The 23,855-nt window shown below is 33.6% G+C and carries 22 protein-coding genes; 3 read left to right on the forward strand and 19 right to left on the reverse strand.

The genetic code is table 11. From position 1 onward, the window contains the following. Positions 1 to 816: 816 nt before the first annotated feature. The 4 genes from EBF09_RS07030 to EBF09_RS07040 form a co-directional block, all read right to left on the reverse strand. Positions 817 to 1,086 (reverse strand): type II toxin-antitoxin system YafQ family toxin, encoded by a 270-nt coding sequence (locus tag EBF09_RS07030; RefSeq protein WP_157978186.1) that lies wholly within the window; start codon positions 1,084 to 1,086, stop codon positions 817 to 819. Positions 1,087 to 1,089: 3 nt separating this feature from the next. Next, positions 1,090 to 1,281 carry a hypothetical protein gene (locus EBF09_RS07035; RefSeq protein WP_121764416.1) on the reverse strand — a complete coding sequence of 64 codons (192 nt, stop codon included), beginning with the start codon at positions 1,279 to 1,281 and terminating at the stop codon, positions 1,090 to 1,092. A 161-nt stretch (positions 1,282 to 1,442) separates the two neighbouring features. After that, positions 1,443 to 1,601: a hypothetical protein gene (locus EBF09_RS09110; protein WP_157978185.1), complete on the reverse strand. Its 159-nt coding sequence runs from the start codon at positions 1,599 to 1,601 to the stop codon at positions 1,443 to 1,445. Positions 1,602 to 1,835: 234 nt separating this feature from the next. Beyond that, positions 1,836 to 3,212, reverse strand: a complete 1,377-nt coding sequence (locus tag EBF09_RS07040; RefSeq protein WP_121764417.1) for a major outer membrane protein — start codon at positions 3,210 to 3,212, stop codon at positions 1,836 to 1,838. Positions 3,213 to 3,431: 219 nt separating this feature from the next. Here EBF09_RS07040 and EBF09_RS07045 point away from each other — a divergent pair, with 219 nt between their 5' ends. The 3 genes from EBF09_RS07045 (at position 3,432) to EBF09_RS07055 (ending at position 6,797) form a co-directional block, all read left to right on the forward strand. Continuing rightward, the gene (locus EBF09_RS07045; RefSeq protein ID WP_121764418.1) at positions 3,432 to 4,277 is read left to right on the forward strand and encodes a fumarate hydratase; all 846 of its coding nucleotides are present in this window, start codon (positions 3,432 to 3,434) and stop codon (positions 4,275 to 4,277) included. A gap of 180 nt (positions 4,278 to 4,457) precedes the next feature. Beyond that, positions 4,458 to 5,018, forward strand: coding sequence for a Fe-S-containing hydro-lyase (locus EBF09_RS07050; protein ID WP_121764419.1), 561 nt, complete (start codon positions 4,458 to 4,460; stop codon positions 5,016 to 5,018). A gap of 1,548 nt (positions 5,019 to 6,566) precedes the next feature. Further along, positions 6,567 to 6,797 carry a hypothetical protein gene (locus tag EBF09_RS07055; RefSeq protein WP_198672560.1) on the forward strand — a complete coding sequence of 77 codons (231 nt, stop codon included), beginning with the start codon at positions 6,567 to 6,569 and terminating at the stop codon, positions 6,795 to 6,797. Between the two features lie 475 nt (positions 6,798 to 7,272). Here the strand turns inward: EBF09_RS07055 and EBF09_RS07060 are convergent, their stop codons facing one another. The 15 genes from EBF09_RS07060 to EBF09_RS07130 all read right to left on the reverse strand — a co-directional run bounded on the left by EBF09_RS07060 (position 7,273) and on the right by EBF09_RS07130 (position 23,849). Further along, positions 7,273 to 7,971, reverse strand: coding sequence for an endonuclease (locus tag EBF09_RS07060; RefSeq protein WP_121764421.1), 699 nt, complete (start codon positions 7,969 to 7,971; stop codon positions 7,273 to 7,275). A gap of 138 nt (positions 7,972 to 8,109) precedes the next feature. After that, positions 8,110 to 9,366 carry a TolC family protein gene (locus EBF09_RS07065; protein WP_121764422.1) on the reverse strand — a complete coding sequence of 419 codons (1,257 nt, stop codon included), beginning with the start codon at positions 9,364 to 9,366 and terminating at the stop codon, positions 8,110 to 8,112. Then, positions 9,357 to 12,482, reverse strand: a complete 3,126-nt coding sequence (locus EBF09_RS07070; protein WP_121764423.1) for an efflux RND transporter permease subunit — start codon at positions 12,480 to 12,482, stop codon at positions 9,357 to 9,359. The genes EBF09_RS07065 and EBF09_RS07070 overlap by 10 nt, the downstream gene beginning before the upstream one ends. 2 nt (positions 12,483 to 12,484) lie before the next feature. Next, entirely contained in the window at positions 12,485 to 13,513 is a 1,029-nt protein-coding gene (locus EBF09_RS07075) for an efflux RND transporter periplasmic adaptor subunit (RefSeq protein ID WP_121764424.1), read from the reverse strand. Positions 13,514 to 13,580: 67 nt separating this feature from the next. Then, entirely contained in the window at positions 13,581 to 14,495 is a 915-nt protein-coding gene (locus EBF09_RS07080) for a DUF2156 domain-containing protein (RefSeq protein WP_121764425.1), read from the reverse strand. Between the two features lie 42 nt (positions 14,496 to 14,537). After that, the gene (locus EBF09_RS07085; RefSeq protein ID WP_121764426.1) at positions 14,538 to 14,789 is read right to left on the reverse strand and encodes a hypothetical protein; all 252 of its coding nucleotides are present in this window, start codon (positions 14,787 to 14,789) and stop codon (positions 14,538 to 14,540) included. Then, complete coding sequence (gene fliS / locus EBF09_RS07090; protein WP_121764427.1) at positions 14,776 to 15,153, reverse strand: flagellar export chaperone FliS; 378 nt, start codon at positions 15,151 to 15,153, stop codon at positions 14,776 to 14,778. The genes EBF09_RS07085 and fliS overlap by 14 nt, the downstream gene beginning before the upstream one ends. A gap of 11 nt (positions 15,154 to 15,164) precedes the next feature. Further along, positions 15,165 to 17,246 carry a flagellar filament capping protein FliD gene (fliD, locus tag EBF09_RS07095; RefSeq protein ID WP_121764428.1) on the reverse strand — a complete coding sequence of 694 codons (2,082 nt, stop codon included), beginning with the start codon at positions 17,244 to 17,246 and terminating at the stop codon, positions 15,165 to 15,167. A gap of 25 nt (positions 17,247 to 17,271) precedes the next feature. Then, on the reverse strand, positions 17,272 to 17,643 hold the full coding sequence (locus tag EBF09_RS07100; protein WP_121764429.1) for a FlaG family protein: 372 nt from the start codon (positions 17,641 to 17,643) through the stop codon (positions 17,272 to 17,274). 97 nt (positions 17,644 to 17,740) lie between these two features. Beyond that, positions 17,741 to 18,973, reverse strand: a complete 1,233-nt coding sequence (locus tag EBF09_RS07105) for a murein hydrolase activator EnvC family protein (RefSeq protein WP_121764430.1) — start codon at positions 18,971 to 18,973, stop codon at positions 17,741 to 17,743. A gap of 2 nt (positions 18,974 to 18,975) precedes the next feature. Continuing rightward, positions 18,976 to 19,782: an FtsX-like permease family protein gene (locus EBF09_RS07110; RefSeq protein WP_121764431.1), complete on the reverse strand. Its 807-nt coding sequence runs from the start codon at positions 19,780 to 19,782 to the stop codon at positions 18,976 to 18,978. Continuing rightward, the gene (locus EBF09_RS07115) at positions 19,769 to 20,437 is read right to left on the reverse strand and encodes a cell division ATP-binding protein FtsE (protein WP_121764432.1); all 669 of its coding nucleotides are present in this window, start codon (positions 20,435 to 20,437) and stop codon (positions 19,769 to 19,771) included. Before EBF09_RS07115 ends, EBF09_RS07110 begins: the two co-directional genes overlap by 14 nt. A 1-nt stretch (position 20,438) precedes the next feature. Beyond that, positions 20,439 to 21,656 (reverse strand): tRNA (guanosine(46)-N7)-methyltransferase TrmB, encoded by a 1,218-nt coding sequence (gene trmB, locus EBF09_RS07120; RefSeq protein ID WP_121764433.1) that lies wholly within the window; start codon positions 21,654 to 21,656, stop codon positions 20,439 to 20,441. Continuing rightward, complete coding sequence (locus tag EBF09_RS07125; RefSeq protein WP_121764434.1) at positions 21,656 to 22,918, reverse strand: fibronectin type III domain-containing protein; 1,263 nt, start codon at positions 22,916 to 22,918, stop codon at positions 21,656 to 21,658. Before EBF09_RS07125 ends, trmB begins: the two co-directional genes overlap by 1 nt. Beyond that, positions 22,860 to 23,849, reverse strand: a complete 990-nt coding sequence (locus EBF09_RS07130; RefSeq protein ID WP_232817688.1) for an RluA family pseudouridine synthase — start codon at positions 23,847 to 23,849, stop codon at positions 22,860 to 22,862. The genes EBF09_RS07125 and EBF09_RS07130 overlap by 59 nt, the downstream gene beginning before the upstream one ends. Between the last annotated feature and the right edge of the window lie 6 nt (positions 23,850 to 23,855).

Below are 23,855 nucleotides of genomic sequence, written 5' to 3' on the forward strand. Positions count from 1 at the left end.
TACCCAAAGTGTGAATAAAATCGCTAATGATATTTTAGAAGATGTTAGGAAGAAGAAGTTTTAGGATTCTTCCTAATAATCTTACTATTTAATCTTACTATTCTTTATATCTCTTTTATACTTTATTCTTTTTCTTTTTTTCTTTTTAATTCTCATATTGATAGAGTTTGTTTTAAAGGTTGTGATTTGCTTAGTAAATCTTATTAACGATAAAGGTTTTAGAAGATTTTTGATTGCAACAAGCTTTTAAAAATATACTATGCTTAATAGGCTATGATTGTATGCTTTAACTAATTTATTATTTAGTAGATTTATTTGCAGATTGTTTAAAGATTTGTAGTGTGATTTTTAGTTTTTAGATGAATAAATTAAAAAAAGCAAAAAGGAAAGATCCTAACCTGCTTTGCCTTTTAAAGATAAATTTTTATGTATTCTTATAGAACACTGCTTTAAGTCTAAGTTAAGCAGGTATTAACTAGAATCTTACTGTGTTTTTTAGATTATGTTTTCTAGTTTCTTTTTGAAACTAGAATTAGAACTATCAACGAAATTATAAAAATTATTATTAATTCCATGTTAGCTCCTTTTACATCTCTAAAAGACAATAAAAACAAGCTTAAAGCGATGAAAGTATAGCTATTTCTTAATAAAATCAAGTTTAAAATATTAATTATGATTTATTTTTAAAGCATTGTATGAATTTAGATTTGCACTGCACTTCATTTGTAGATTGCTTCGCTACGCTCACAATGACAAGGTAAAATGTGTCACTGCGAGGAGTGGAGCGACGAAGCAGTCTAAAATAAGTGTATCCATTTAAGATTTAAATAAATCGCTATGAGTGCCGATGTTAATACAAGTTAAAATAAGTATATCTTCTTGTTTTTGATAGACTAGAAGCAAATTGGGTTTTATATGGCATTCTCTAAAATCTTTAAATTTACCTTTTAATTTGTGATCTTTATATTTTGCTTCAAGAGTCTCGTTATTAATAAGTTTTTCAATTATTTTAAAAGTCTGCTCTATATCATTTTGGCTAAGCTTTTTAATGCCTTTTTTTAAATTCTTTGGAAAAGTGGATTTGATATTTCATTCTAATACTTTCTTTTTGAAATCTTGAAAGTCTTTGCATTTTATCACTTCTCCTCTTTTGAGTTCCTTTAAAGCTCTATCCATAGAGCTTTCTTTTACCTTTACTTTTACATTGCTTAGTTTTGCCATAGCTTTAATGGCTTTTAAAAAATCATCGTTTGCATTTTCAAGTGTTAAGTTTAAAGTCATTTTGTTTCCTTTGGATTTTTGTCGGTTTTTGTTTTGGTTATAAACTGCTTAGTGTTAGCTTTTTGCCACAGGCTTGTAAATGCTTTACAATACTAAGATATTTGATATTTACATTTCCACTTTCAATTCTTGCTACTTGATTTTGGCTAACACCCATTTTGCTAACTACTTGCTCTTTTAGTTAGTTTTGCTTCTAGTCTTGCTTGTATCATCATAGATATAAGCCTAAATTCATCTTCTAGCTTCTCATATTCTGCTTTTACTTCTAGGTCTTGCAATGCTTTTTGTTTGATTTCTTCAAAAGGTATCATTTTTCGCATTTTAGCTCCTTAAAGCTTTGATTAATAATATCTTTAAAGATATAAAAAGAAACTTAATTATTAGTGTTTTGCATGAATTATAAATAAAAGAGATTACTTTGTTATGCTTACAATGAAAAGGAGTGAATTTGTACTTCGCTATCGCTCTTGGATAACGCTTCGCTTCTATGCTTCAGCCCTAAAGGGCTTGGCAATGACAGAGGAGAGGAGAACCTCTCGCAATGACAGATTGGATTAGAAGCTGTATTTTGCCTCTACACGGAATCTGTTTCTATCTTGGTCTGGAGTTCCAGCTGGCACTACGCTACCTGAATATTCGTTTGTTAAGAATGCATAGTAGGTAGATAGAGTTAATTGCTTGCTATGTTTCCAGCTGATAGTTGGAGTGATTTCTGTAAATTCTACTTTATAATCTGAATTTGCTACATTAGCTGTAGAAACTTTGTTTTTACCCCAAGCAAAATCTAAACCTAGATTTAATCTCTCATCGATAAATCCATAATTTACATTTGCATAGAATACATCAACATCTTGCTCCATGCCAAAACCTTGAACTCCATAACCTCTTAGAGCTGAAGTGCTGATACCTGTTCCAGCATTTTGCCACCAAATCTTACCTGCACGAGAAACATTTGTTCCCTCATCTTCTAGAGAAACTGCTGTTCCATCTGCGAAGTTAGTGATGTAACCGATTCTCATATCTAGTGGAAGTTGGAAATCGTTTTTGAAGTTTGCACCTAGTTCAATTACTGCTAAATCATTTGATTCAGAAATGTCTGCTTTTGGTTTACCTACAACGGTACCATGTAGAGTTCCAAAAATAGATTCTGCATCATTATCAATTGAAGCATAAGTATATTGTGCTTTTGCGTTGAATAGGCTACCTTTCCAGCTTAGTTCACCGAATACTAAAGCATCTACTGCATCTTGGATATAGAAGCCCCATAGTTGTCCGCCGAAGTTACCCCAAGCTGTATCTACATTATAAATACCTGCTAAAGTATAAAGTGGTTTAGTAATTGAGTTGAAATCAGCAGTCAAAGTTGCATTTGGATTTACTTCATTAATCATCCAAGAATCAAATGCACCTGCTACTAAAGTTAAACCTTCAATATCGTTGTTTAAAGCTAAGATACCTGTTCCTCTATCACCATCATAAGCGTTTGTAACAGGAGTGTTAAGCTCTTGCTTACCAATCATGATAGTAGTAGCTGTGCTATCTGGAGTGATAGTAGCATAGAATGTTCTTACACCGAAGCTTCCATCGCTACCTGAACCGAGTCCTGTTCCAGTTCCAGGAGCTCCATTTGCATTGTCGCCGTTACCGTGATTTACATTGTTGTTGTCATTGTTATACCATACACCTAAGTTGATAGCTACATTATTTACTACTGGAGTTTTGAAATCAGCTACTGCTCTCCATCTGTGAGTTGCCATACTACCTGAAACATCACTATTTCCATTATCATATCTATCATCATTGTAGCGGTATCTTAGGTAACCACTTACATCGATTCCTTTAATAGCTTCTTCTAATGGTTGAGCAAAACTAGCTGTAGAAAAAGCACCTAGAGCAACACTTGCTGCCAAACTTAATTTTAAGAATTTCATTTAATCTCCTTGATTGAATTTCGAAATTACAACCTAATTGTATAAAAAAATAAAACAAAATGCAAGATATTTACCTTTTGTTTATTAAATTTATATCAATTTTAGTGTGTGAGTTTAGCTCTATAGCCCAAACTAAACAAAAACTTAATGCGTTTTTAGGATAGTTTTAAGCTTAGGGCTAGTAGGATTATAACATAAATTTATTAAAGGAGTAAGAAAATGCGTGAAATTTCGTGTGAGAAAATCACAGAACTTGTAAAAAACCTCTGTATAGAGGCGTGTTGCGTGGTAACAAAAGATATGTATGAAGCCTTTAACAAGGCAAGGGAGAGCGAGAAATCGCCTTTGGGAAAAGATATATTAGGCAAACTTATAGAAAATGCAGATATTGCCAAAAAAGAGATGATGCCTATCTGTCAAGATACTGGAATGACTGTGGTTTTCGTAGAGGTGGGGCAAGAAGTGCATATAGTCGGTGGAGGGCTAGAAGATGCTATCAATAAAGGAATAGCAGAGGGCTATACGCAAGGGTATTTAAGAAAGTCGGTAGTGAGCGATCCTCTGTATAATAGGGTAAATAGTGGGGATAATACGCCAGCTGTAATCCATACGCGGATTGTAGAGGGAGATGGCTTTAAGATTAAAGTAGCTCCTAAGGGCTTTGGCAGTGAGAATAAGGGGATACTTAAGATGCTCGTGCCTGCTGATGGGATTGAGGGGGTAAAAAGAGTGTTTTTAGAGGCTGTAAAGTATGCTGGGCCTAATGCATGTCCTCCGCTAGTAATCGGTGTGGGGATCGGCGGGACAATGGAGAAATGTGCGATACTAGCTAAGAAGGCAGCTGTAAGGAGTGTGGATAGTAAGAATCCTGATCCTATGTATGCTAAGCTAGAAGAAGAACTGCTAGAACTAGCAAATAAAACAGGTGTAGGTCCACAAGGGCTAGGTGGAGTGAATACAGCTGTGAAAGTAAATGTGGAGGTGTATGCTACGCATATAGCGGGGCTTCCTGTGTGTGTCAATATAAACTGCCATGCGGCAAGGCATGCAGATGGAGAGCTTTAAAAATTCTTTAGAAATTCGCACTCAAGACAGCCAGTGGGAGATTTGGGAAGATTTTAGAATGCTTTAGAGCTAAAACTCTTGCAATGATGATGTGAGGGTTTGTCAAAAAAGAAGGGTTTAGCTAAATATGGCTTAGAGTGAGTAAAATAGTAATAAAATTTAAGTTTTAAGGAGAAGAAAATGGCAACAATTAGAATAACAACACCTCTTACAAAAGAGAAAGTAAAAGAGTTAAAAGCTGGAGATAATGTGCTAATTACGGGGACAATCATCGCAGCTAGAGATGCAGCACATAAGAAGCTGGTGGAGGCGCTAGATAGGGGAGAGAAATTGCCTGTGGATTTTAATAATGAGATTATCTACTATCTAGGTCCAACACCGGCAAATCCTAATAAAGATCAAGCAGTAGGGGCAGCAGGACCTACAACAAGTGGGAGAATGGATAAATATACACCTAAAATGCTAGATCAAGGCGTGAGCGGTATGATAGGCAAAGGATATAGAAGTGCTGAAGTAGTGGAGAGTATGAAGAAAAATGGGGTAGTGTATATGGTGGCTATCGGCGGGGCTGGAGCGCTTATCTCAAGAAGTATTAAAAAATATGAAGTTTTAGCATATCCTGAGCTTGGGCCTGAAGCGGTGGCGAGGCTTAGTGTGGTGGATTTTCCTGCGATTGTGGCGATTGATTGTTTGGGAAATGATTTTTATAAAGAGGGGCAGGAGCCTTATGTGGAAGTGTGAAATTCTCTAAAAATTCGCATTCAAGACAGCTAGCCTAAGATTTAAGAAATTTTGGGAGGCACGGACGCAAAGTCCGCTAACCTCCCTAAATTTCTTAAAAACTGAAGCTATATGCCGTAATTGCTGGAATTTAGGGTGGTTTGGTGTGAAATTCGCATTTGTGGTAACATTTGAATTTTAGAAATTTTATGGGCTTCGCAGAGGCTTAACTCTAGCCTCAGCCCAAAAATTTCAAAAAAACTATCAAAGCTTATCAGCAACTGCTGGAATTTATGTGGCTTGCGTGTAGTGAGTTATGTGGTATGTGCGACTTTTTAGATTGCTTCGTCGGCAGAGCCTCCTCGCAATGACACGATAGGTAGTTTAGGTTTGTTTGCAAATCTTTTTAGATTGCTTCCGCTACGCTCGCAATGACAGAGGGAAGGAGTATAAAACTTCGCAATAGTTAGGAAGAAGTGGATTGCTTCAGCCCTAAAGGGCTTCGCAATGACACACAAAGTAGTTTGAAATGTCACTGCGAAGCTTCGTAAGAAGCTGTGGTAGTCTCTTTTTTTAGATTGCTTTGTCGCTTTGCTCCTCGCAATGACAGAAAAGAAGCGGATTGCTTCTTTGGTAGAGCTTTCCTGCAATGACAGAGGGGAGGGGTTTCTTTTGTGAAGGCAGAAAGGGATTGTTCGAGAATCCTTTTACAATAAAGAATGTGCCACTTGTAAAGTCAAAACATTTGAAGCTAAATCGCCCTTTTATCATATAAGAAGTAAAGCGATGAATATAAGCAAGTCTAGCAATCCACTTTAAAAGTCTATGATATATCTTGCTATCAATAAATAACCTTATAAAATGCAATAACAAAAAGTTTTATAGTTTTTAGATTTTATTTTGAAGATTTTTGTAAGCTTTATATAAGCAGGTAAATCCACCTTAGCCCTCAAAATGAGGGTCAAAGCTAATAGGCCTTGACTGTAAATATACAAAGTAGTATAATTACAACTAAGATGAATTGCGTAGTTTTCATCCAAGCTCCTTTGTGGGCTTAAATTTCCACTAAGCAGGTCTCTCTCACCTGCTTAAAGTGAAGACCCACTGGAATTATACCACACTTTCTTAAAAAACTTAAATATTTTTAATTGTTATTTCTTTTTGCTTTTAACAAATATTATAAATAATATTGTATTTTGCTATTTTTAAGATTATTGCAAGAACATAAGAGTTTGGTAGTCTTTTTTAGATTTGTACTGCGTTTTGCTTGCTCCAAAGATTGGTTATTTTGGCAACAGATGGATAAGCTTTGCTTGTATGCCACGATTTGCTTAGGCAAATCTTGTAATGATGAATGTGGGGTGTTACTACGAGGAAATGCAAATTATATAGCAATCTATAAAAGTTTATAATAAAAGGCTAAGTGGTTGTGGCTTATAATACTATATTGCTATATTTAACTTTGAATGAAAACTCCTGCTACAATATGCTTTAAAAGAATAAAAAGTGTTAAATGTTATGGAGGATAAAATATTTACAAAAAATAGAAATTTTAGCTATAATTTCTTTATGAGCAAAAAAGATAAAATTAAACTAGAAATTGATATTTTAAAAGCCCTAATATTGGCATTTCTTACAGCAATATTTGGTATATTTGGATATTCTGTGCTTAATTATAATCGTATTGATTGGGTGCAAGGTGCTTTTATTGCTTTGGGAATTATTTTCTCTTGTTTAGTATTATATATTCTTGGTAAAAGAGTATATAAAATCTTAAAACAAATTGAGGAGTTAGAATGATAGGAATACTTTGTGCTGCATTTGCACTCATTGCTTTTTTGGGTGCTTCTATTATGATTGTAAAGATGATTGAAAAAGCTTAAACATAGAATATATATGACAATAGCCTTTATTGGAATGTTAAGCTAAGCTTTTTATTTGTAGAGCTTAAAGTAGTATTTTAGAATATTAATGGACTTATTCTAGTTTTTTAGTTTAGCAATGATAGGGGGGATTTGCAATGGCAAAGGAGGGTTGTCCTCTTGCAATGACAGAATAAGGAAGAAAAAGATTTTATTGCTTTAGAATAAAGATTTTATGATGATAGTGTTGGTTTTGTGATTTTATTGTAAAAAAGATAAAAAGTATCGTGAGTAATGCAATAGTAAGAAAATATGCACCAAATAAAGCTATCATTTAATAATTAAGCAAAGTAATATTTTGCTTAATTAAATTTAATTTTAATCTTTTAATGTATGAATTTATCGTATAAATTTTAGATTTTGGTAAAAAAGATTTTTTGCACCCTTTTTGCAAATTCCCTTAGCTCCCTTTCTTCCTTATCCATAGGATAGGTTTTATCCCAAGCTTCCATAAGCTTTCTTTCTTGACTTGAAAGTTTGATATTATAAGTTTTACTCATATACAAATAACTCCTTGCAATCCAGCCTTTAGAGTGATCTTGTGGATAAAATCTTTTAGACTTAAAATCTGTATAAACCTTGCAATTTCCATATTGCGTATATTGCGTATCTTTTGGGGCTTGTGCGTATTTAAAATTGCTTCTATCTCCATTAATCTCGCCAATGGCAGGGGCTAGGTTTTGAAGATCGCTCTCCATTTTATTAAAAAGAGGATCTTTGGCACAGGCTTTTCTACCTCCTTTTTTCCAGCAAGGCAAGTGTTGCCCAAAATTATGCGCACTCATAATGTGTTCCCACTCTATCCTTTTAGCTCTTTGGTTGATTTTACCTTTTTTAGTAGTTGCATTTCTTGGACTATAAGCTTCACTTTTAATGATTTCAAAGCCATTTTTAACCCTTTTAAAAGGTGCTTCACAATAAAAATCTTTTTGAAATTCTTTATTTGTAGAGTAAAACTCTACTAGCGCTTCTTTGCTTTCCTTAAAAGTATCAATTTCATTTGCATGGATAAATGTAAGTAAAAACACAATCATAAAAGCTATTTTTTGCATATTTTCTCCTTAAATTTTGTGTGGAATAATAGCTTTTTAGTTCTTAAAATTTTTTTGAATATTTTTTATAACTTTTTAAAATAATGAATAAAAGGATAGAAAAAGTAATGGTTGTTTATTAAGCAAGCAAAAAGAGTGTTAATATTGTGTTATTTTGCTTTGTGTTATGCGTTCTATCTCTGCTAGAGCTTGTAAAATAGCATAGCGGTTTAACACAACATTGCTTCTTGCTTGTGTGAGTAAATATTCAGAATCTAAAAAATCACTTGTGCTTTCTATTCTCTCTTTATAGCGGTTTTGTGAGATTCTGTAATTTTCTTCAGCTTGTATAAGGGCTTTTTTAGCTACTTCATAAGCGCTAATGGCTAAATTGTAGTTTTCTAATGCACTAAAGAGTTGCAAATCTAACTCTTCTAAAAGATCAATTTTTTGGCTTTCGTATGCTAGTTTATTAGCCTTAGAAGCTTCTAGCTCAAATTTATCACTAAAGCCGTTAAAGACATTGAGATTGAATTGTAATTGTGCACTTTTTTGATCGTTGTAAGTGTCTATGCGTTCTTGGAGCTTATAATCATCCCCATATTGACTATAACTTCCTAAAATATCAATGCTAGGTAAAAATCTTCCTTGAATGCTTTTGCTTAAGTATTCTTTACTTCTTATAATATTGTCTAAAAATAAAACTTCTGCTCTTTTTTGATGCATGGTATTTTGCAAGTTAGATTGGAGTAAAGGGGGGGTGTGGAGGGTTAGTTCTTCTAGTGAGGCTGAATCTATTTTGGTTCTTGTATAGCGTTCAAGAGTTTTTATGGCGTAGTTTAGATTGCTTTGTGCGTTTAGAAGAGTTTGAATGGAGTTGTGTAGTTCTACTTCCACTTTTAAAAGATCATTTTTTGGGATTAAGCCTACTTTGTAAAATTCTGCACTTTCCCTTCTTTGCTCTTCTAATAGCTCTTTAGATTGTGTAGCAACTAATACATTTTGCTTTTGGCGTAAAATATCAATATAAGCTCTTTTGACAAATAAAATCACATCTTCTTTTACAGATTCTAGTTGGTAGCTTTGTGCGACTTGCAAGGCTTGTGCGCTTTTTAGATTAAAAATATCGCTTAATCCATTAAAAAGATTGTAGGTTACATCTAGGCTAAGTGTGCTTGAGCTATCTTTAGAGCGAGAATTTAGACGATTGCTTTTATCGGCTCTATAGGTTATATTAAAATTTGGATAAAAGGGTGCATATTGTGTTTTTGTATTGTATTTGCTCTCTTGTAATAAATATTCTTGTTCTTTAATGCCTGCATTTGCGTTTAGAGTGAGTGAAATTGCTTCATTTAGCGTGAGTGCATAGGCAAGATGTAAAAAACAACAAAGGATAAAAATTGCTTTTAAGCGCATGGTTTCTCCCTTTTAATAAAAAATGAAAGTATGCAAGGAATTAAAAAAAGTGTGAGAAAAGTGGAAAGCCCAAGTCCTCCTAAGATAACTGCTCCAAGCCCTCTATAAATCTCACTTCCTGCACCTGGGGCTATTACTAAAGGCAACATTCCAAAAAGAGAAGTTAAGGTGCTCATATAAATGGGTCTAATCCTCGTCCTAACTGCATCCAGTATGCCCTCATGTGCATTAAATCCATAAAGTCTTATGTTGTGTAAGGATTGATAAACAATTAAAATGGCATTATTTACTACAACGCCCACTAAGATGATAAAGCCTAGCATTGTAAGAATATCAAGGGGTTGGTCTATTATGAATGTATCCACTAAAAAAAGTCCTAAAAATCCTCCACCCACCGCTAAAGGAACGGTAAAGAGGATAATAAGAGGATAGATAAAATCCTCATATAAAGCTGCCATTAAAAGATAAATAATAAAGATAGCTAAAAGAAAGCCCCCCTCTAATGCGGATTTAATCTTAGTGAGTTGGTCTGCTGTGCCACCTAGAGTGATTTTGTTATCCCCTAAAGCTCCACTTTCTTTTAACTCTTTTAGAATATCTGTGCTAATAAGCTCCATAGATTCTTCTATGGTGATATTTTTTGGAGGATTGACTTGCAAACTTATAGTTCTATCCCGCTCTAAATGGCGGATTTCATTAATGCCGTATTCTAGTTTTAAAAGTGCTAAGGAGGAAATGGGTAAAATTCCACCATCAGGAGTGTAAATAGAAGCGCGGTAAAGCTCTTCTGGAGAGGTGATTTCTGTATCTTTTGCCTTTAGGATTAAATCAATTTTTTCTCTACCTTCTTCTTTGTATTCAGAGATTTTACGCCCATCCATAAGCGTATCTAGCATAATTCCAAAGCTTGTCGCATCAAATCCAACAGCACTCAAGCGTTCATAATTTGGATAAAGATTTAATTCAGGGTATAAAATCTCTAAGCTTGGGCGTGGGCTTACTTGCACATCCTCACCAAATTTAGCAAAGATAAGGCGTTGTAAGGCTAGAGTGGTGGCTACTATGCTTTCTAAATCTGTCCCGCTAATATCTACATCAATACTTCTTCCTTGTCCGCCTCTACGCTCAAAGATTCCTGCTTGTGAGACATTACCCCTAATGCTAGGAATCTTAGCAATACAAGATTTTGCAATAGGGATTAAATCTCCTGCTCTTTGCATATCAGTAGAACGCATACCAAAGTGCATAGCCGTTTCGCTACCTAAATAAAACATATTATCAATGGGTGGAATATTTTTTTCTCCTTTAAAGCCATTTTGTGCAAAATAGGGACTAAGACATTCAAAGATTTCCCTACCTATTTTCTGGCGTTCTTCATAGGAAAGCCCCGGAGGCGGATTAAGTGTGGCAAAAACAAAGTTTTGATTGCCTTGAGGAAGGTATTCCATTTTAGGAAAGAGAAAGAAAGTTAAGGCAAAAGAGGCAAAGGTTAAGCTAAAGATTGTTAAAAGCTTGTTTTTGGTGTTTTGCATAGACTTTGTTACAAAAAACATAATCCAAAAAGTGCAAAGATTGCCAAAGTTTGTAAGTTTTGTGGAGATTTTATTGAAAAATGCAATCTCTTTTTTTGGAAGCTTTTTTGTATAAATACTTGCTTGAAAACTTAAAGTAGGGATAATAATAATAGATACAAAAAGGGAAAATAACACAGCAGAGCTAGCTGCAAGGGCAATATCTCTAAAAAGTTGTCCTGCTTCTTCTTGCATATTGATAATAGGGATAAAAATAGCCACCGTGGTTAAAACAGAGGCAATTAAACCTCCTATCACTTCTTTTGTTCCATCAATCACAGCATTTAGAGGAGTTTTATCCATTTTTCTGTGACGATCAATATTTTCTAACACAACAATCGCAGAATCCACAAGCATTCCCACGGCAAAAGAAATACCCGCTAAAGAAACAACATTAAGCGTTCTATCCAGTGCAGCCATTACAATAAAGGTGCCAAAAATACTAATAGGCATTGAAATAGCAATAATAAGAGTAGAGGTTAAAGAACGCAAGAAGATAAAGAGGATTCCACAAGCTAAAAATGCACCTACTAAAATATTACCTTTAACTAAAGAGATGGCTTGTTCTATATAATCTCTTTGATCATTCATCCATTCTAGTTTTAATCCTTCTTTTTTTAATATTCCCTCATTGAGTTCATTGAAGACTTTTTCTACTGCATTAGTTAAAATTAGCACATTTGCATCAGCGGTGGGTTTTATGGAGATATTAAGGGCTTCTTTGAAATTATAAAGAGAAGAGGTAGTTTTGTTTTCAAAGCCTTCTTTAACCTCTGCTATATCGCCTACTTTTACGCGTTTTACTCCATCGCTCCAAATGATAGTTTCGCGAATGCTTTGTGGAGTTTTGAATTCTGAAGCGGTGCGGACACGATAGCTTTTGCGTCCATAATTCATTGTCCCTGCTGCGATATTTACATTGTTGCGTTCTAGTGCGTTTATTAATGTATCAATGGTTAAATCATAAGCGGCTAGTTTTTGATAGTCTAAGATTACATGCATTTCTCTATCATCACCACCGGGGAAAAAGACTTCAGCAACTCCATCAATGCGTTCAAAATATTGAATCACTTTTTCATTAAAGAATGTGCGTGCATTACGCACATTTACAGAATCATTTATGCTTGTTAGCATCATTCTAATAGTAGGGGCTGTATCATCGCCTGTGGCTTTGATAATAGGGCGATCCATAGCATCAGGATAGCCTTTAACTTCATCAAGTTTATTGCTGACACCTAAGAGTGCTTTTGTTAAATCTGTGCCTATGCTAAATTCTAAAGTAACATTGGCTTTTCCATTGCGAGAGCGTGATTCTAAAGAGATGAGATTATCAATGCCTTTTAAAACTTGCTCTTGTCTTTCAATAATTTCTCGCTCAACTTCATAGGGAGTAGCACCGCTCCAAGTTGTATTTACAGAAATTACAGGACGCGTAACTTTTGGGGTTAGCTGGTAGGGCATTGTGCTAAGGCTTAAGATTCCAAAAAGGCTTACTAAAATCATTCCCACAAGCACAACTACGGGACGATTAAGCAATTCTTTCATTCTTAAATACCTTTTTCTTTTATGGCTTGTCCGCTTCTTAGGCGTTCATGGCCTTGCGTGATTACTCTATCTTTAGTAGAAAGAGAGGTATTAAGCGGAGTGATGGAGGCATCTAAGCCTTCATAAGAATTGACTTTGATGGCAACTTCTTTAGCCTTGTTGTTTTCAATAATAAAAATACTATATCCTTTTTGTGTAGGCAAAATGCTATCGCGTGGCACTAAGAGTGTAGGGTTAGGAGAAAAGAGATTAAAATCTGCTCTTACTTCCAATCCTTCAAAAAGTTCTCCTTTAGAATCTGTGATTGCAAGTTTAATAGGAAAGGTTCTAGCTTTTGCATCACCTAATGGAATAAGTGCGGAAATTTTGGCAGGATAGATTTTTTTGGCAATTTCTACATTGACTACATCGCCTAATTTTAAAGAACGCAAAATATCAAAAGGGACTTCAAAATTTGCTTCTAAGGGAGAAAGCTTAGCTATATTAAAAATGCTAGCTCCTGCACTTACCCATTCTCCTTGTTTTAAGAGTTTTTGTAAAATAACTCCATCATAGGGTGCAAGGAGGGTTTTTTTATCCTTTTGGGTTTTTAGATATTCTAAGTCTGCTTCTATGGATTGTGTATTTGCCTTTTGTGCTTGCAAAGTAAAGAGTGCATCTTCATATTCTTTATAAGCAATAGAATCGCTTTTGTAGAGTTTGGAATAGCGTTCAAAATCCTTTGTATTTTTTTTTAAAATCGCTTTGCTTTGTTCTAAAAGAGCAGTTTTTGCACGGATTTCTTTAATCAAGAGATCGCTATTTAATTTTGCTAAAGGTTGCCCCTTTTTTACTCTAGTGCCCTCATCTACATAAAGCTCTTCAATCACTCCCTCTATTTCTGAAGCTAGTGAAGAGCGTTCACTAAAATAGAGAGAACCGACAAATTTATGGTTTTGTTGTAAGGTTCCGCTCCTAATGGGTGTGCTAACCACTAAAGCTTCTTTGGCAAAAAGCACAAGAGGTAAGAATAAAAAAAGAATTTTTTTCATTATTTAGCTCCTAAAACTCCAATTGAATGGAGAAATTATAAAATAAAAGTGTTAAGTTTTTGTGAAGCTAATTTTGATTTTTTTGTAGGATTATTGCATCAAATTTTTCTTCTAAATAAAGGGGTTGGTAGGATTGTTTGGCTTTTCTTAATCCTTCAATTCCTAAATCCTCTTCACGATTTACAAGTTTATAGTTACTCCATTCTTGTGCTAGAAATTCACGATTGATTGCTTGATAGGCTCCTGTGTATTCAATATCGGCTTTTTCTATATGGATTACTATTGTATTAGAGTTTAAAGGTTCGCCAAAGCTAAAAGCAATAATTTTTCCTTCCACTCTTAAAATACCACCTTGAAATTTTAATTTTTTAAATTCTTTTAGAGATTCTATGATACCTACATATTCATTTCTTAATCCATCGCTTGCTTCATCGCTTATCTTGCCAAACCATTCTTTGTAAGTTTGCAAAAGTTCTTGGCAGTTTTTTTCTTCTAGGGGTTCATAGCTAAAGTTATAGCGTTCTACAAAGCGGTTTAAATGTGTTTTTTTCTTATGGTATTTTTTGCCTTTTAGTTCAATTAATTCAGGGATAGAATAAATATAATCGCTTCTATCTTTGCGATAGATATAAGAAAAAGTATCGGGCATAAGGGAGGAGAGTTCAGCTTTATCTAATTTGCTTAAAGAATGTATGGAGAAAGTATGGCCTTTAGAGTGGCAGATTTCCATAAGTTCTAAAAGAGTTTTCTTTTTTAGTTCTAAATTGTTTTCTTTGTGTATGGGGTAAAAAATAAAAGGATCTTGATTGGGGTATTGGGTTTTAATCACTAAACAATCATTGTGTATGCAGTAGCTAATATGTCTTGAATAGTGCCATAAATAAAGATTGGTAAAAGTTAAATCAGAAACTAAGATCTCACAGCTTTTTAAAAAAGAATCTATAATTTCTTTATCTTCTATATCAATAGGTTTCCATTGCATCTTTAAATCCTTTGTTTAAAGAAGCAATTGTAATACATTTGTCTAAAAAGATATATTAAGTCTTGATACTTTTTGCTCTTTTGGGAGAAATTGTTTAGTTTGTTTTAGCTTTTTCATTTCTATCCAAAGGGCATCTTTTTGTGCTTTTGCATAAGAGGTGATTTGTTCTAAAATTGCTAATGCTTCAAACATTTCATCTCTTGTTTTAAGCATAGGAGTGTTATCTAAAAGCTGTGTGATTTTTTCATCATTTTTATTAAGATAAGCTACTTTTAATTCATTAAGCCAATTCATGATTTACCTCTTTCCATGCTTCAAGTAAGCCTTTAGTTACTTTAAGCACAATATCAATTTTTTCTTTATTGTTTTCCATATTTGCTTGAGTTAGGAGCTTTATTTGATGTGTATAAAGCCCTGTTAAATAATGTGCTACTTGTCCGCCTTTCTCATAATCAAGAGAGTTTAAAAGTTCTACAAAAATATCTGTTGTGCGATTGATGTAGTAGATTTTTTTCTCAATATCTCCTGAATCAATACATCTCTTTGCCATAGAAGCAAAGCGTAAAATCCCCTCATATAGCATTTCAACTAATCTTGCAGGAGATTCTACTGCTACGGAATTTTGCTGGTATGAGTTATAGGCTAAAGTGCTTTTCATTATATTCTTCCTTAATTGCTATTATTCATTGCATTAATCATATTGGTTACTGCACTAGCAGATTGATTTGTTTTGGCAATCATTTGATCATAAGCAGACCATCTTGCAGCCATCATTTCATAGCGTGTTTCAATTTGTTCCATTGCATTATCTCTGCCTTCTGTGAGCGATTCTTGCTCATTAATGAGTTGTTGCTCTAGTGTTTTAAGTGTAGAATTACTTCCAGAAATCAAGCTATCCATGGAATTTTTTAATTTTGCAAATACACCTGGAACTTCCTCTGTGTTTCCATTGATAGTGGATGTAGAACCTCTAAAAAACTCTACTGCTGCATCAGGATCTTTTTGAAATTCAGAAGTAAAAGTGGATTCGTCTAATTTTAGCGTTCCATCTTCATTAAAATAAATTCCAAATTTTACAAGGTTGTTGCCATTTAAGTCATTAGCACTTAAAATAGAGTTTAACTCCCTTGTGATACTTCTAATCTCGCTATTTCCATTAAAAGCACCTGCTATTTTTGTTTCCTCATCGTATTTTGTAAGTTCTTGAATTTTTAAAATCATTGCATTGTAATTCTCTACAAGAGCTTTTGCTTCATCTAAAATAGCACTATCATCTCTCCCGATTCTTACAGTTACTTCTTCATTTTCTTTAGTTACAGCAGTAAGCTCTAAAGAAAGTCCTGAGATTACATCATCTATGGTATTTGTATCACGCGTAATTGGAATACCATTAAAGCTAAATTTTGCATCTTGTCCTTTTTGAATACTTGTAATATCTAGGCTTTCTAAAAATTTATTACTAGGAGTATAAGCACCAGAGCTTAAACCGATTTGATCTAAGACTTTCTTTTTAGCTTCATCATCTTCGCCTTCCGATGAAATTCTAATAGTGTTGCCATCTAGGCTATTAATCACTAATTTTCCATTTTCTACTTTAGCTTCTACTTTTCCACTTAAAGCTGAATTGCTATTAATTGCATTCATAATTTTTTCAGCATTATTAGCACCTGTTCCATTTTGGCTAATATCAGCTAAATCAAATTTTTCTCCATTGATGGTAAAAACTCCACTAAGTTCGCCATCATCTACGCCTTTGCTGGCAGTGATAAGAGAGCTAGAACCCACAGAGCTTTTTTGCCCAAAACCTAAATCGCTATCACTGGGTGTAGTTCCTTCAGCAGGTTTTACTTTAATGCCTTCTACATTAACTTTAATTTCTCCACCTTTAGAATCATTAAACATTAAGCCATTACCATCTTTGTTTAAACCTATGGTAATTTCTCCGCTATCTCTTTTTTCTTTAATATCAGACAAGCTTGGATCTTCATCAATTTTTTTATTGATTGCATCAAGGAGGGCTTGGGCATTTTGTTTAGAATCATTTCCAATTTTGCTATCAATCTCACTCCCTTGAATTTCAATTTCTTTGCCACCGATAGTTACTTTAAAGCTACCTTCATCTTGGATTTCTCCACCGGGGATTGCTGCACCACTTAGAGTGCTTCCAAAATAGATTTTATTTTTCTCTCCGCTATCTTTGCTTTGAATCATAAGTTGATAAGGATTATCCCCACCTGTATTCATGATAATACCATTTACAGCACCATCTGTTGCATCTGTAATGCTTTGTGCTACTTCAGTAAGTGTTGCTCCTGCTTTGATGTCAATTGTATAATCTGTTCCATTGTGATAGAATTTTAATTGTGTATTTTCGTTGCTAAAAACTGCATCTTTTGAATCAAATTTCTTTCCTACTTGATTAACATCGTTTTGCGCTAGTTGATCTACTTTAATGGTAATATCTTGCACTGGAAGTCCATCCCCTGCAGTTGCTTTTACCCCTGTGCCTTCCACTGTTGCAGAGCGTTTTTGGAAAGTGCTATAATCTGATAAAGCTCTAAAATTACTATTTACAGAACTCATAAGCGACATTAAAGCAGTAAGCTCTGTTTGTTGTTGCATATTCGTTTGAAGTTTTGTAGCATAGGGATTTACTAGATTTTGAATTTCTAATTCTTTCATAGAATTTAAAGTATCCCAATTTAAAACCCCGCTTCCAACTCCCAAAGATGCTAAACTACCTAAAGCCATGATAACTCCTTTAAACTGCTAAATTTCACACATTTTTGTCAAAAATCATACCAACAACTTCTTTCATTTTCGCCATTAGCTCCATTGCTTCATCACTTGGTATCTTGCGGATTACGCGGTTGGTATCGCGTTCGCTTACAGTGATGTAGAGCCCCTCTATATCTTCATTAAAATTAAAAGTTACGCTTGTATTTAGCGGACTTAACTCTTTGTTTAGTTTTTGAGCTAACTCGTTTAGTTGTCTTTTTTGATCTTCTGTGTCTTGTTTTTCCTTTTGGGCTTCTATCTCCTCTTGCTGTGTTTTAAGAGAAGAAGCTTGGCTATTTGGCTGTGAATAATTCCCATAAGAATTACTCAAAGAACTAGCAATATTCATTCCACTTTCTGAAATATTCATTGTAATCTCCTTTTATAAATAGTCTTTTTAGACTAAAACCTATAACCTAATTTGGAAAGTATATCGGATATTTTTTAAAAAAGTAAAGAGAAAAGAATTAATTTTTTATAGAAATTAATTCTAAAGGATCAATATGTTTGTCTTTTAGGGTAACTTCAAATTTTAAAGCATTTTGTGTGCGTCCTATCGTGTAACCCTTTTTTACAGTGCTTCCTGGTTTGATAGTGGGGGCGATTTTATCTAATTGTGCATAGATTGTATGCATATTATTTTTGTGTTCAATGATAACCACTCTTTTTAAAAGAGGAGTATCTTTTGCAAAAACTACCTTGCCATCTAAAACGCTTTTAACTTTATCATCGCCTTTGGGAGCTAGAGTAATAGATTCGTTAAAAACTTTCATTTTATAGACAGGATCATAATAGGTGCCAAAACGCTTTTCTATGGTGAAATCATCTAGTGGGGCAATGGTTTTTGCACCTTGATATTTTGTGGTGCTAATTTTATGATAAGAGCTAGCCACTTGCCTTACATCAATATCAGAATCTTTGCTAGGAGTTTTATCTTTGCTAATGGGTTTTTGCTTTGCAAGTTCAGCTTGTTTTCTCTTTTTTTCTTCCTCTTGGCTTTTTAAAATATTTAGTTGCACCAAAATTTCTTGCAAAGAATCTCTTTCTTTGATGATTGTTTTTAGCTCATTATCGTATTTTTGGATTTCTTTTTGATAGTCTTTTAGGGCAGTTTCTTGTTTGTTTTGAAGCTCTTTTAGTTCTAGTCTTTTTTTATTTTCTAAATCAATAAAATTTCTAATAATATCAATTTCTTTTTGCAAAGAAGCGATTTTTGTAACCACTTTGCTTTGTGCATTGCTTAATTTTGCTAAATCATCTTTAGTGCTTTGATTTAAAACCTTAAAGCTCTCTTCAGTGATTAAATCTTGCAAAGATTCTACTTGAAAATCATTGAGTAAGATTATAAAAGAAATGTCTTTGATAACTAAATCTATAATCTCCCTTTCAATTTTTTTTCTTTGTGAGAAGAGTTCTTCTTGTTGCTTGGAGAGGGATACCATATCTTTTTCTTTTAGGGAAAATTCTTTTTCGTTTTTTGTGATACTTGTTTCACTTTCTTTTATTTTGAGATTAAGCGTTTGTAATTCTTTTTCTTTAAGATTGAGTGCATTGCCAAGTTCTTCTAGCTTTTGGTTGATACGCGCTACTTGTTTATTTTTATCTATAAGGGCATTTTGGTTTTTATCAATTTGTTGTTTGATGTTCTCTGCTTGTAAAATAGACAAAAACAATAAAAAACTAAAAAGAAATTTTTGCATTTTTAATCTTTTTTATAAAGGCTAACAATCCATACAGACACAAAAGAGAGTGTCAAGCCTACACATAATAATATAAAAGTATCTAAAAAGGGTGAGAAAATACCGCTATTTAAGCCTATATTTTGCATAAAATTTAAAAGATTGTCATTAGAAGAGAGATAGATTAAAGTGCTTAGGCATATTATGGTGGCTATAAGTGTATCCAAGAATGCTAATCTAAAAAGGAGCTGATTTCTCATCCATAAAGGTGCGCCAAGCAAACTCATAATATTCATACGCTCACTATGCTGAAAACGCCAAATTTCAATTTGTTTAAACATTAAAAGTAGGCTAATAAGTGCAATAAAAGAAGCAAAAATTAAAATACTGCTATTAATAATTAAAAGAAGTTGATAGACTTGATTGTGGCTTTTAGTAAAGCTTTCAAAACGTTTGATTTGCTTAAAATCTTTTAGGGCATTATTGATAGCTTGTAGTCTGTCAGCACTTGGGTATTCTTTTAGGCTTAAAGAATAGAAAAAGGGTAAAGAATTTTTTAAAAGGATAAGATTTGCTTGACTGATATTTTCTCCTAGTCTATCAAGAACAATTTGCGTGTCAATGGGCGTTAGACTTTGTGCTTCTATTATTTTTTGTTGGATTTCTTCTAATGTGAGTTCTTTAGAAGAAGCTAAGATAATGGCATAATTTTTACCTAACTTTCCCTCATAATCTTCTAATATTCTATCTACTAATAAAATTCCTTCTAAGCTAAAAAGTAGTGCAACAAGGGGGATAATTAAAGCTAAGTGATTTTTAAGAGAGTTCATAGATTACCCCTTCTTCAATGTGTAAATGGCGGTAGTTAATGCCTAGAGTTTCTGGGATTCTGTGTGTAACAACGACTATGGTAATGCCAAGTTGCTCATTAACTCCCTTTAATAAACTCCAAATCACATCACTAGAATAATCGTCTAAATTTCCTGTGGGCTCATCTGCTAGGATTAAAAGGGGATTGTGTGAAAGAGCCCTTGCCATAGCTACTCTTTGCTGTTCTCCTCCGCTTAATTCTTCAGGATATTTGTTGCCTTTGTGGGAAAGTTTGATGTGTGCTAGAAGTCTATCAGTTTGTGCTTTACAAGCTTCTTTTGTGAAACCTCCTATTATCATAGGCAACATTACATTTTTTTCTACATTCCATTCTTTTATGAGCTTATAGTCTTGAAAAATAATTCCCAAATGTTTTCTTAGGGTTTCAATGCTTTTGGCATTCGTTTTAAACATCTCCACACCGCATACTTCTAAAGAACCACTTTTTAGGGGTAAATCTCCATAGAAAGAACGCATAAGAGTGCTTTTACCACTTCCGCTAGGACCACTTATGAAAACAAATTCTTGCGGATAGATACTAAAAGTAGCATTTTTAATGATAATTTCATTTTTATACCCTAGATTGATATTACTTGCTTGAATAATAGCACTCATTTTATTCCTTTAAAAGAGAACATAAAAGGTTGTGGGCTTTAGAGTTTGCCTCTGTTTTTAGGGGTGGTTCTCTAAAATATTCTAGATTCTCATTAATAATTATATAACGAGTTTCTGGATAATTAAAATCTCCAAAAGAAATTTTTAGAATTTTTTGATTGGGATTAGGGCTTATGAGTAAATCCTCCAAGCTTAAAAAGTAATCTTCTTTAATAAATTTTTGTTTTTTAAAGGGCGGTTTTAACAAAAAAGAATGGCTAAGAGGCGGAAAGCTAAAATCATAATCTTTTGTAGGGAGTTCTAGGGGATTTTTTTGGATGATATTAAGATCATAAATATCTTTATTAAGCTTGTTCCATCTTGCTTCATATTTGCTAATTATAGAATTTTGTTTATTTTTGTAATGCGAGATTTCAAAATTTTTAAATTCTTTAGCTAGATTTAAAGAATAGGAAAAATACTCTTCACTATCGGTTCTTAGATGCAAAATTCCTTCTTTTTTTAGCACTCTAGCACATTGTTTTAAAAAAGCTTGACCGAAGATTCTTCTATGGGGCTTTTTATCCCAAGGGACAGGGAAATGCACAAAAATTTTATTTAAAGAGCATTTGGGTAATAGCTCTAAAAAGATTCTTGCATCATAGGCTAGAATAAAAATATTTTTAAGATTAAGCAGTCCGATTTGTCTTGCAACTTGCTCTAAAGAGGGAAGATGGATTTCAATACCAATATGTAAAATATCTTGATTATTTTTTGCATTAAAAAGGAGATGTCTTCCACTACCAAAGCCAATTTCTAGCCAAATTTCTTTATTTTCTAATCCTTCTTTTTGTAAAAATTCTTCAAAATTCAAAAAATCATTAATTTCTTTAATAAAAGGAAGTTTGAATTTTGGGGTAATTTTTTGTGAATTTAGATTATGCGTGATGATTTGTTGATCTTTAGCAAGAAGAGAAAGAGCATTTTTAGCAATTTCAATGGGTGCAATTTTAGAGCTTTTATCGCATTTTACTAAAGATTGATTTGTAGAATCTTGCTTGATGGTTAAAAAAAATTCTTTAGGCTTTAGATTTGCAAACTTTGCTTGCGTATGTAAAAAAGAATAGTTTTTAAACACACAAGAAGAATAAAGTTCCAAAAAGCTAAATTCACTCTCCTTGCAAGGAAGTGTGCAAGGGAGCTTAGGAAGCGATAAAGAAAGGGCTTTGAAATGTGGCATTATTTTGGTGCAGGTAAGAAGAGGGTTACCTCTTCACTTCTTTGAGATTCTAATCCATTTTCATCAATGGCACTAATGCTATAATAGTATTTTTCTCCTACCTTTACTTCTTTATCTATAAATTCTGGTGTCATTACTTCAGTGTAGCGTAAAGTTTCGCTTAAAAAATTAGAACCTCTCTTATAAACAACATATTCTTTAGCGCGGTTATCTTGTGGATTCCATTTTAATACCGCAACATCTCCTTCAATTTGTGCATAAACGATTAAAGGAGTATGAGGCAAACCAAGTGTAGCACCTGCTACTGGGGTGCTCTCTAAGCTTTCAATGCCATCTTTATCTACCGCGATTACTTTATAGCTATATTCTACCCCATCTTTATCAATTTTGTCGCTATAAGTTGTTTGCTTTGCATCTATTGTGGCTAAGCGAGAAAAGCTACCAAACAATGAAGAGCGTAAAATTACATAATGGGTTACTTCTTTATTGGGGTGGGTATCCCATTTTAAATCAATGGATTTAGGGAGATTTTTAGTGGCACTTAGATTTTTAACAGGGATAGGCTTTGGCTTAGTAGAGGCGATTACGCTTTTTGTAGGAGCAGAATAGGTGCCATAAGCATTAAATGCTAGTATTTGATACTCACTTGTAGAATCATCTTCTAAGTTTTTATCAATGTATTCTACCAAAAGGCGGTTGTTAATCTTTTCTAAATCTTTCCATTCTCCATTTTTATTTTTCTTTTGGATAAGATAGCCTACTACGCGCGGATCTTGATGTGGACTCCAAATAACTTTTACGATTCTTGGATAGCCTCCTATTGCTTCAATGTATGCCACAGGATCTATAAGGAGTGTTTTAACTTTAACCGATTCTGAAAAAGGAGAAACATTTTTAGCGCTATCAAAAGAAGCAAATTGATAGATATAAGTAGTATTTGCTTCTAGTTTGCTATCTGCATAATGTGTAGCAAAGCGTGAATCTAGTGTGGCAATATGGGAGAAGCTTTGCTCATTTTCTTTTTTGCGGTAGAGATAATATCCAGCAACTTCATTTTGTGTGGGTAAGTTCCATTCAAATGCGATGGAATTAACATCACTAAGTGTGCGAATATTTGTAGGGGGTTTTAAATTTGGGTTGATTGTTGGGTTAGAGTTAAAGCTTAATGAGCCAACCGAAGAGGAACAACCCGCTAAGATAAAACTAAAAACTAGTAGAAAAAAGCTTATGCAAAGGTATTTTAAACTCTGCTGTGATTTCATAGTTATCCTTGTAAAAATTTTCTCTTATATATGATAGCATATCTTTATAAAGGGGTGCATAAATTTCTATAAGTTTTTTGCTTTTTGGGTGGATAAAGCTTAAAAAATGGGAATGAAGCAAGATTCTTTTAGAATATTCTCCTTTGTATCCATAAAAATAATCTCCTAAAATATGGCGGTTTAAACTCGCTAAATGGGCTCTTATTTGGTGGGTTCTACCGCTAAAGAGTTTTGCGCCTATTAGCTCTAAATTTGTGTTGCTTTGTATTTTAAAAAAAGCACTTTTTGCTTCCTTGCCCCTTGTATCTTGTGGGTTTGTAGTGATGTATTTTAAGCGGTTTTTGGGGTGACGCATAAGGGGGGATTGCACTATGATATTGTTTTTTAAAGGGCTATCAATCACGCATAAATAATATCTTTGGATTTGGCGTTCTTTAATTTGTGTGCTTAAAAGTGCGTGAGTTTGGTTGTTTTTAGCGATAATCATCGCTCCGCTTGTAGTTTTGTCTAATCTATGCACAATGCCTTCTCTTGAGCTATCCCCTAGGTTTGAGAGGGGGATAGAATGCTCTTTTAGATAATCAATTAATGTAAATTGCAAATCTTTTTCATTTGCTTTATGGGTGATTAAATCAATGGGTTTATTGAGGATTAGCAAGTCTTCATCTTCATAAAGGATAGGAATATCAAGTTCTTTTTGCTCTTTTTCTTTTTCTTTAACTTTTAAAAGAGTGATAATATCCTTTTCTTTTAAAAGAGTGCCATTTTTTTTTACTTTTTGATTGTTTAATAAAACAAGTTCTTCTTTTAAAAGTGTGTGAATTTGGCTACGAGAAAGATGTAAGGAAGTAACTAAAAACTGATCTAGCCTTAATCCTATATCTTCTTTTTTGGGACTAAAAGATTGTATGGGTTGCATAAAATTATCCATAATTTA

The organism is Helicobacter burdigaliensis, from assembly GCF_003670295.1.
Lineage (GTDB): Bacteria > Campylobacterota > Campylobacteria > Campylobacterales > Helicobacteraceae > Helicobacter_D > Helicobacter_D burdigaliensis.

Excerpts from the sequence above, each read along its gene's own strand:
- fliS (WP_121764427.1), bottom strand. The coding sequence starts at position 15,153 with ATGAAAAGCACTTTAGCCTATAACTCATACCAGCAAAATTCCGTAGCA.
- fliD (WP_121764428.1), bottom strand. The coding sequence starts at position 17,246 with ATGGCTTTAGGTAGTTTAGCATCTTTGGGAGTTGGAAGCGGGGTTTTA.
- EBF09_RS07115 (WP_121764432.1), bottom strand. The coding sequence starts at position 20,437 with ATGAGTGCTATTATTCAAGCAAGTAATATCAATCTAGGGTATAAAAAT.
- EBF09_RS07055 (WP_198672560.1), top strand. The coding sequence starts at position 6,567 with ATGAGCAAAAAAGATAAAATTAAACTAGAAATTGATATTTTAAAAGCC.
- EBF09_RS07125 (WP_121764434.1), bottom strand. The coding sequence starts at position 22,918 with ATGAAATCACAGCAGAGTTTAAAATACCTTTGCATAAGCTTTTTTCTA.
- EBF09_RS07060 (WP_121764421.1), bottom strand. The coding sequence starts at position 7,971 with ATGCAAAAAATAGCTTTTATGATTGTGTTTTTACTTACATTTATCCAT.
- EBF09_RS07035 (WP_121764416.1), bottom strand. The coding sequence starts at position 1,281 with ATGACTTTAAACTTAACACTTGAAAATGCAAACGATGATTTTTTAAAA.
- EBF09_RS07080 (WP_121764425.1), bottom strand. The coding sequence starts at position 14,495 with ATGCAATGGAAACCTATTGATATAGAAGATAAAGAAATTATAGATTCT.
- EBF09_RS07110 (WP_121764431.1), bottom strand. The coding sequence starts at position 19,782 with ATGAACTCTCTTAAAAATCACTTAGCTTTAATTATCCCCCTTGTTGCA.
- EBF09_RS09110 (WP_157978185.1), bottom strand. The coding sequence starts at position 1,601 with ATGCGAAAAATGATACCTTTTGAAGAAATCAAACAAAAAGCATTGCAA.
- EBF09_RS07065 (WP_121764422.1), bottom strand. The coding sequence starts at position 9,366 with ATGCGCTTAAAAGCAATTTTTATCCTTTGTTGTTTTTTACATCTTGCC.
- EBF09_RS07130 (WP_232817688.1), bottom strand. The coding sequence starts at position 23,849 with ATGGATAATTTTATGCAACCCATACAATCTTTTAGTCCCAAAAAAGAA.
- EBF09_RS07085 (WP_121764426.1), bottom strand. The coding sequence starts at position 14,789 with ATGAATTGGCTTAATGAATTAAAAGTAGCTTATCTTAATAAAAATGAT.
- EBF09_RS07075 (WP_121764424.1), bottom strand. The coding sequence starts at position 13,513 with ATGAAAAAAATTCTTTTTTTATTCTTACCTCTTGTGCTTTTTGCCAAA.
- EBF09_RS07070 (WP_121764423.1), bottom strand. The coding sequence starts at position 12,482 with ATGAAAGAATTGCTTAATCGTCCCGTAGTTGTGCTTGTGGGAATGATT.
- EBF09_RS07100 (WP_121764429.1), bottom strand. The coding sequence starts at position 17,643 with ATGAATATTTCAGAAAGTGGAATGAATATTGCTAGTTCTTTGAGTAAT.
- EBF09_RS07045 (WP_121764418.1), top strand. The coding sequence starts at position 3,432 with ATGCGTGAAATTTCGTGTGAGAAAATCACAGAACTTGTAAAAAACCTC.
- EBF09_RS07040 (WP_121764417.1), bottom strand. The coding sequence starts at position 3,212 with ATGAAATTCTTAAAATTAAGTTTGGCAGCAAGTGTTGCTCTAGGTGCT.
- EBF09_RS07105 (WP_121764430.1), bottom strand. The coding sequence starts at position 18,973 with ATGCAAAAATTTCTTTTTAGTTTTTTATTGTTTTTGTCTATTTTACAA.
- EBF09_RS07050 (WP_121764419.1), top strand. The coding sequence starts at position 4,458 with ATGGCAACAATTAGAATAACAACACCTCTTACAAAAGAGAAAGTAAAA.
- trmB (WP_121764433.1), bottom strand. The coding sequence starts at position 21,656 with ATGCCACATTTCAAAGCCCTTTCTTTATCGCTTCCTAAGCTCCCTTGC.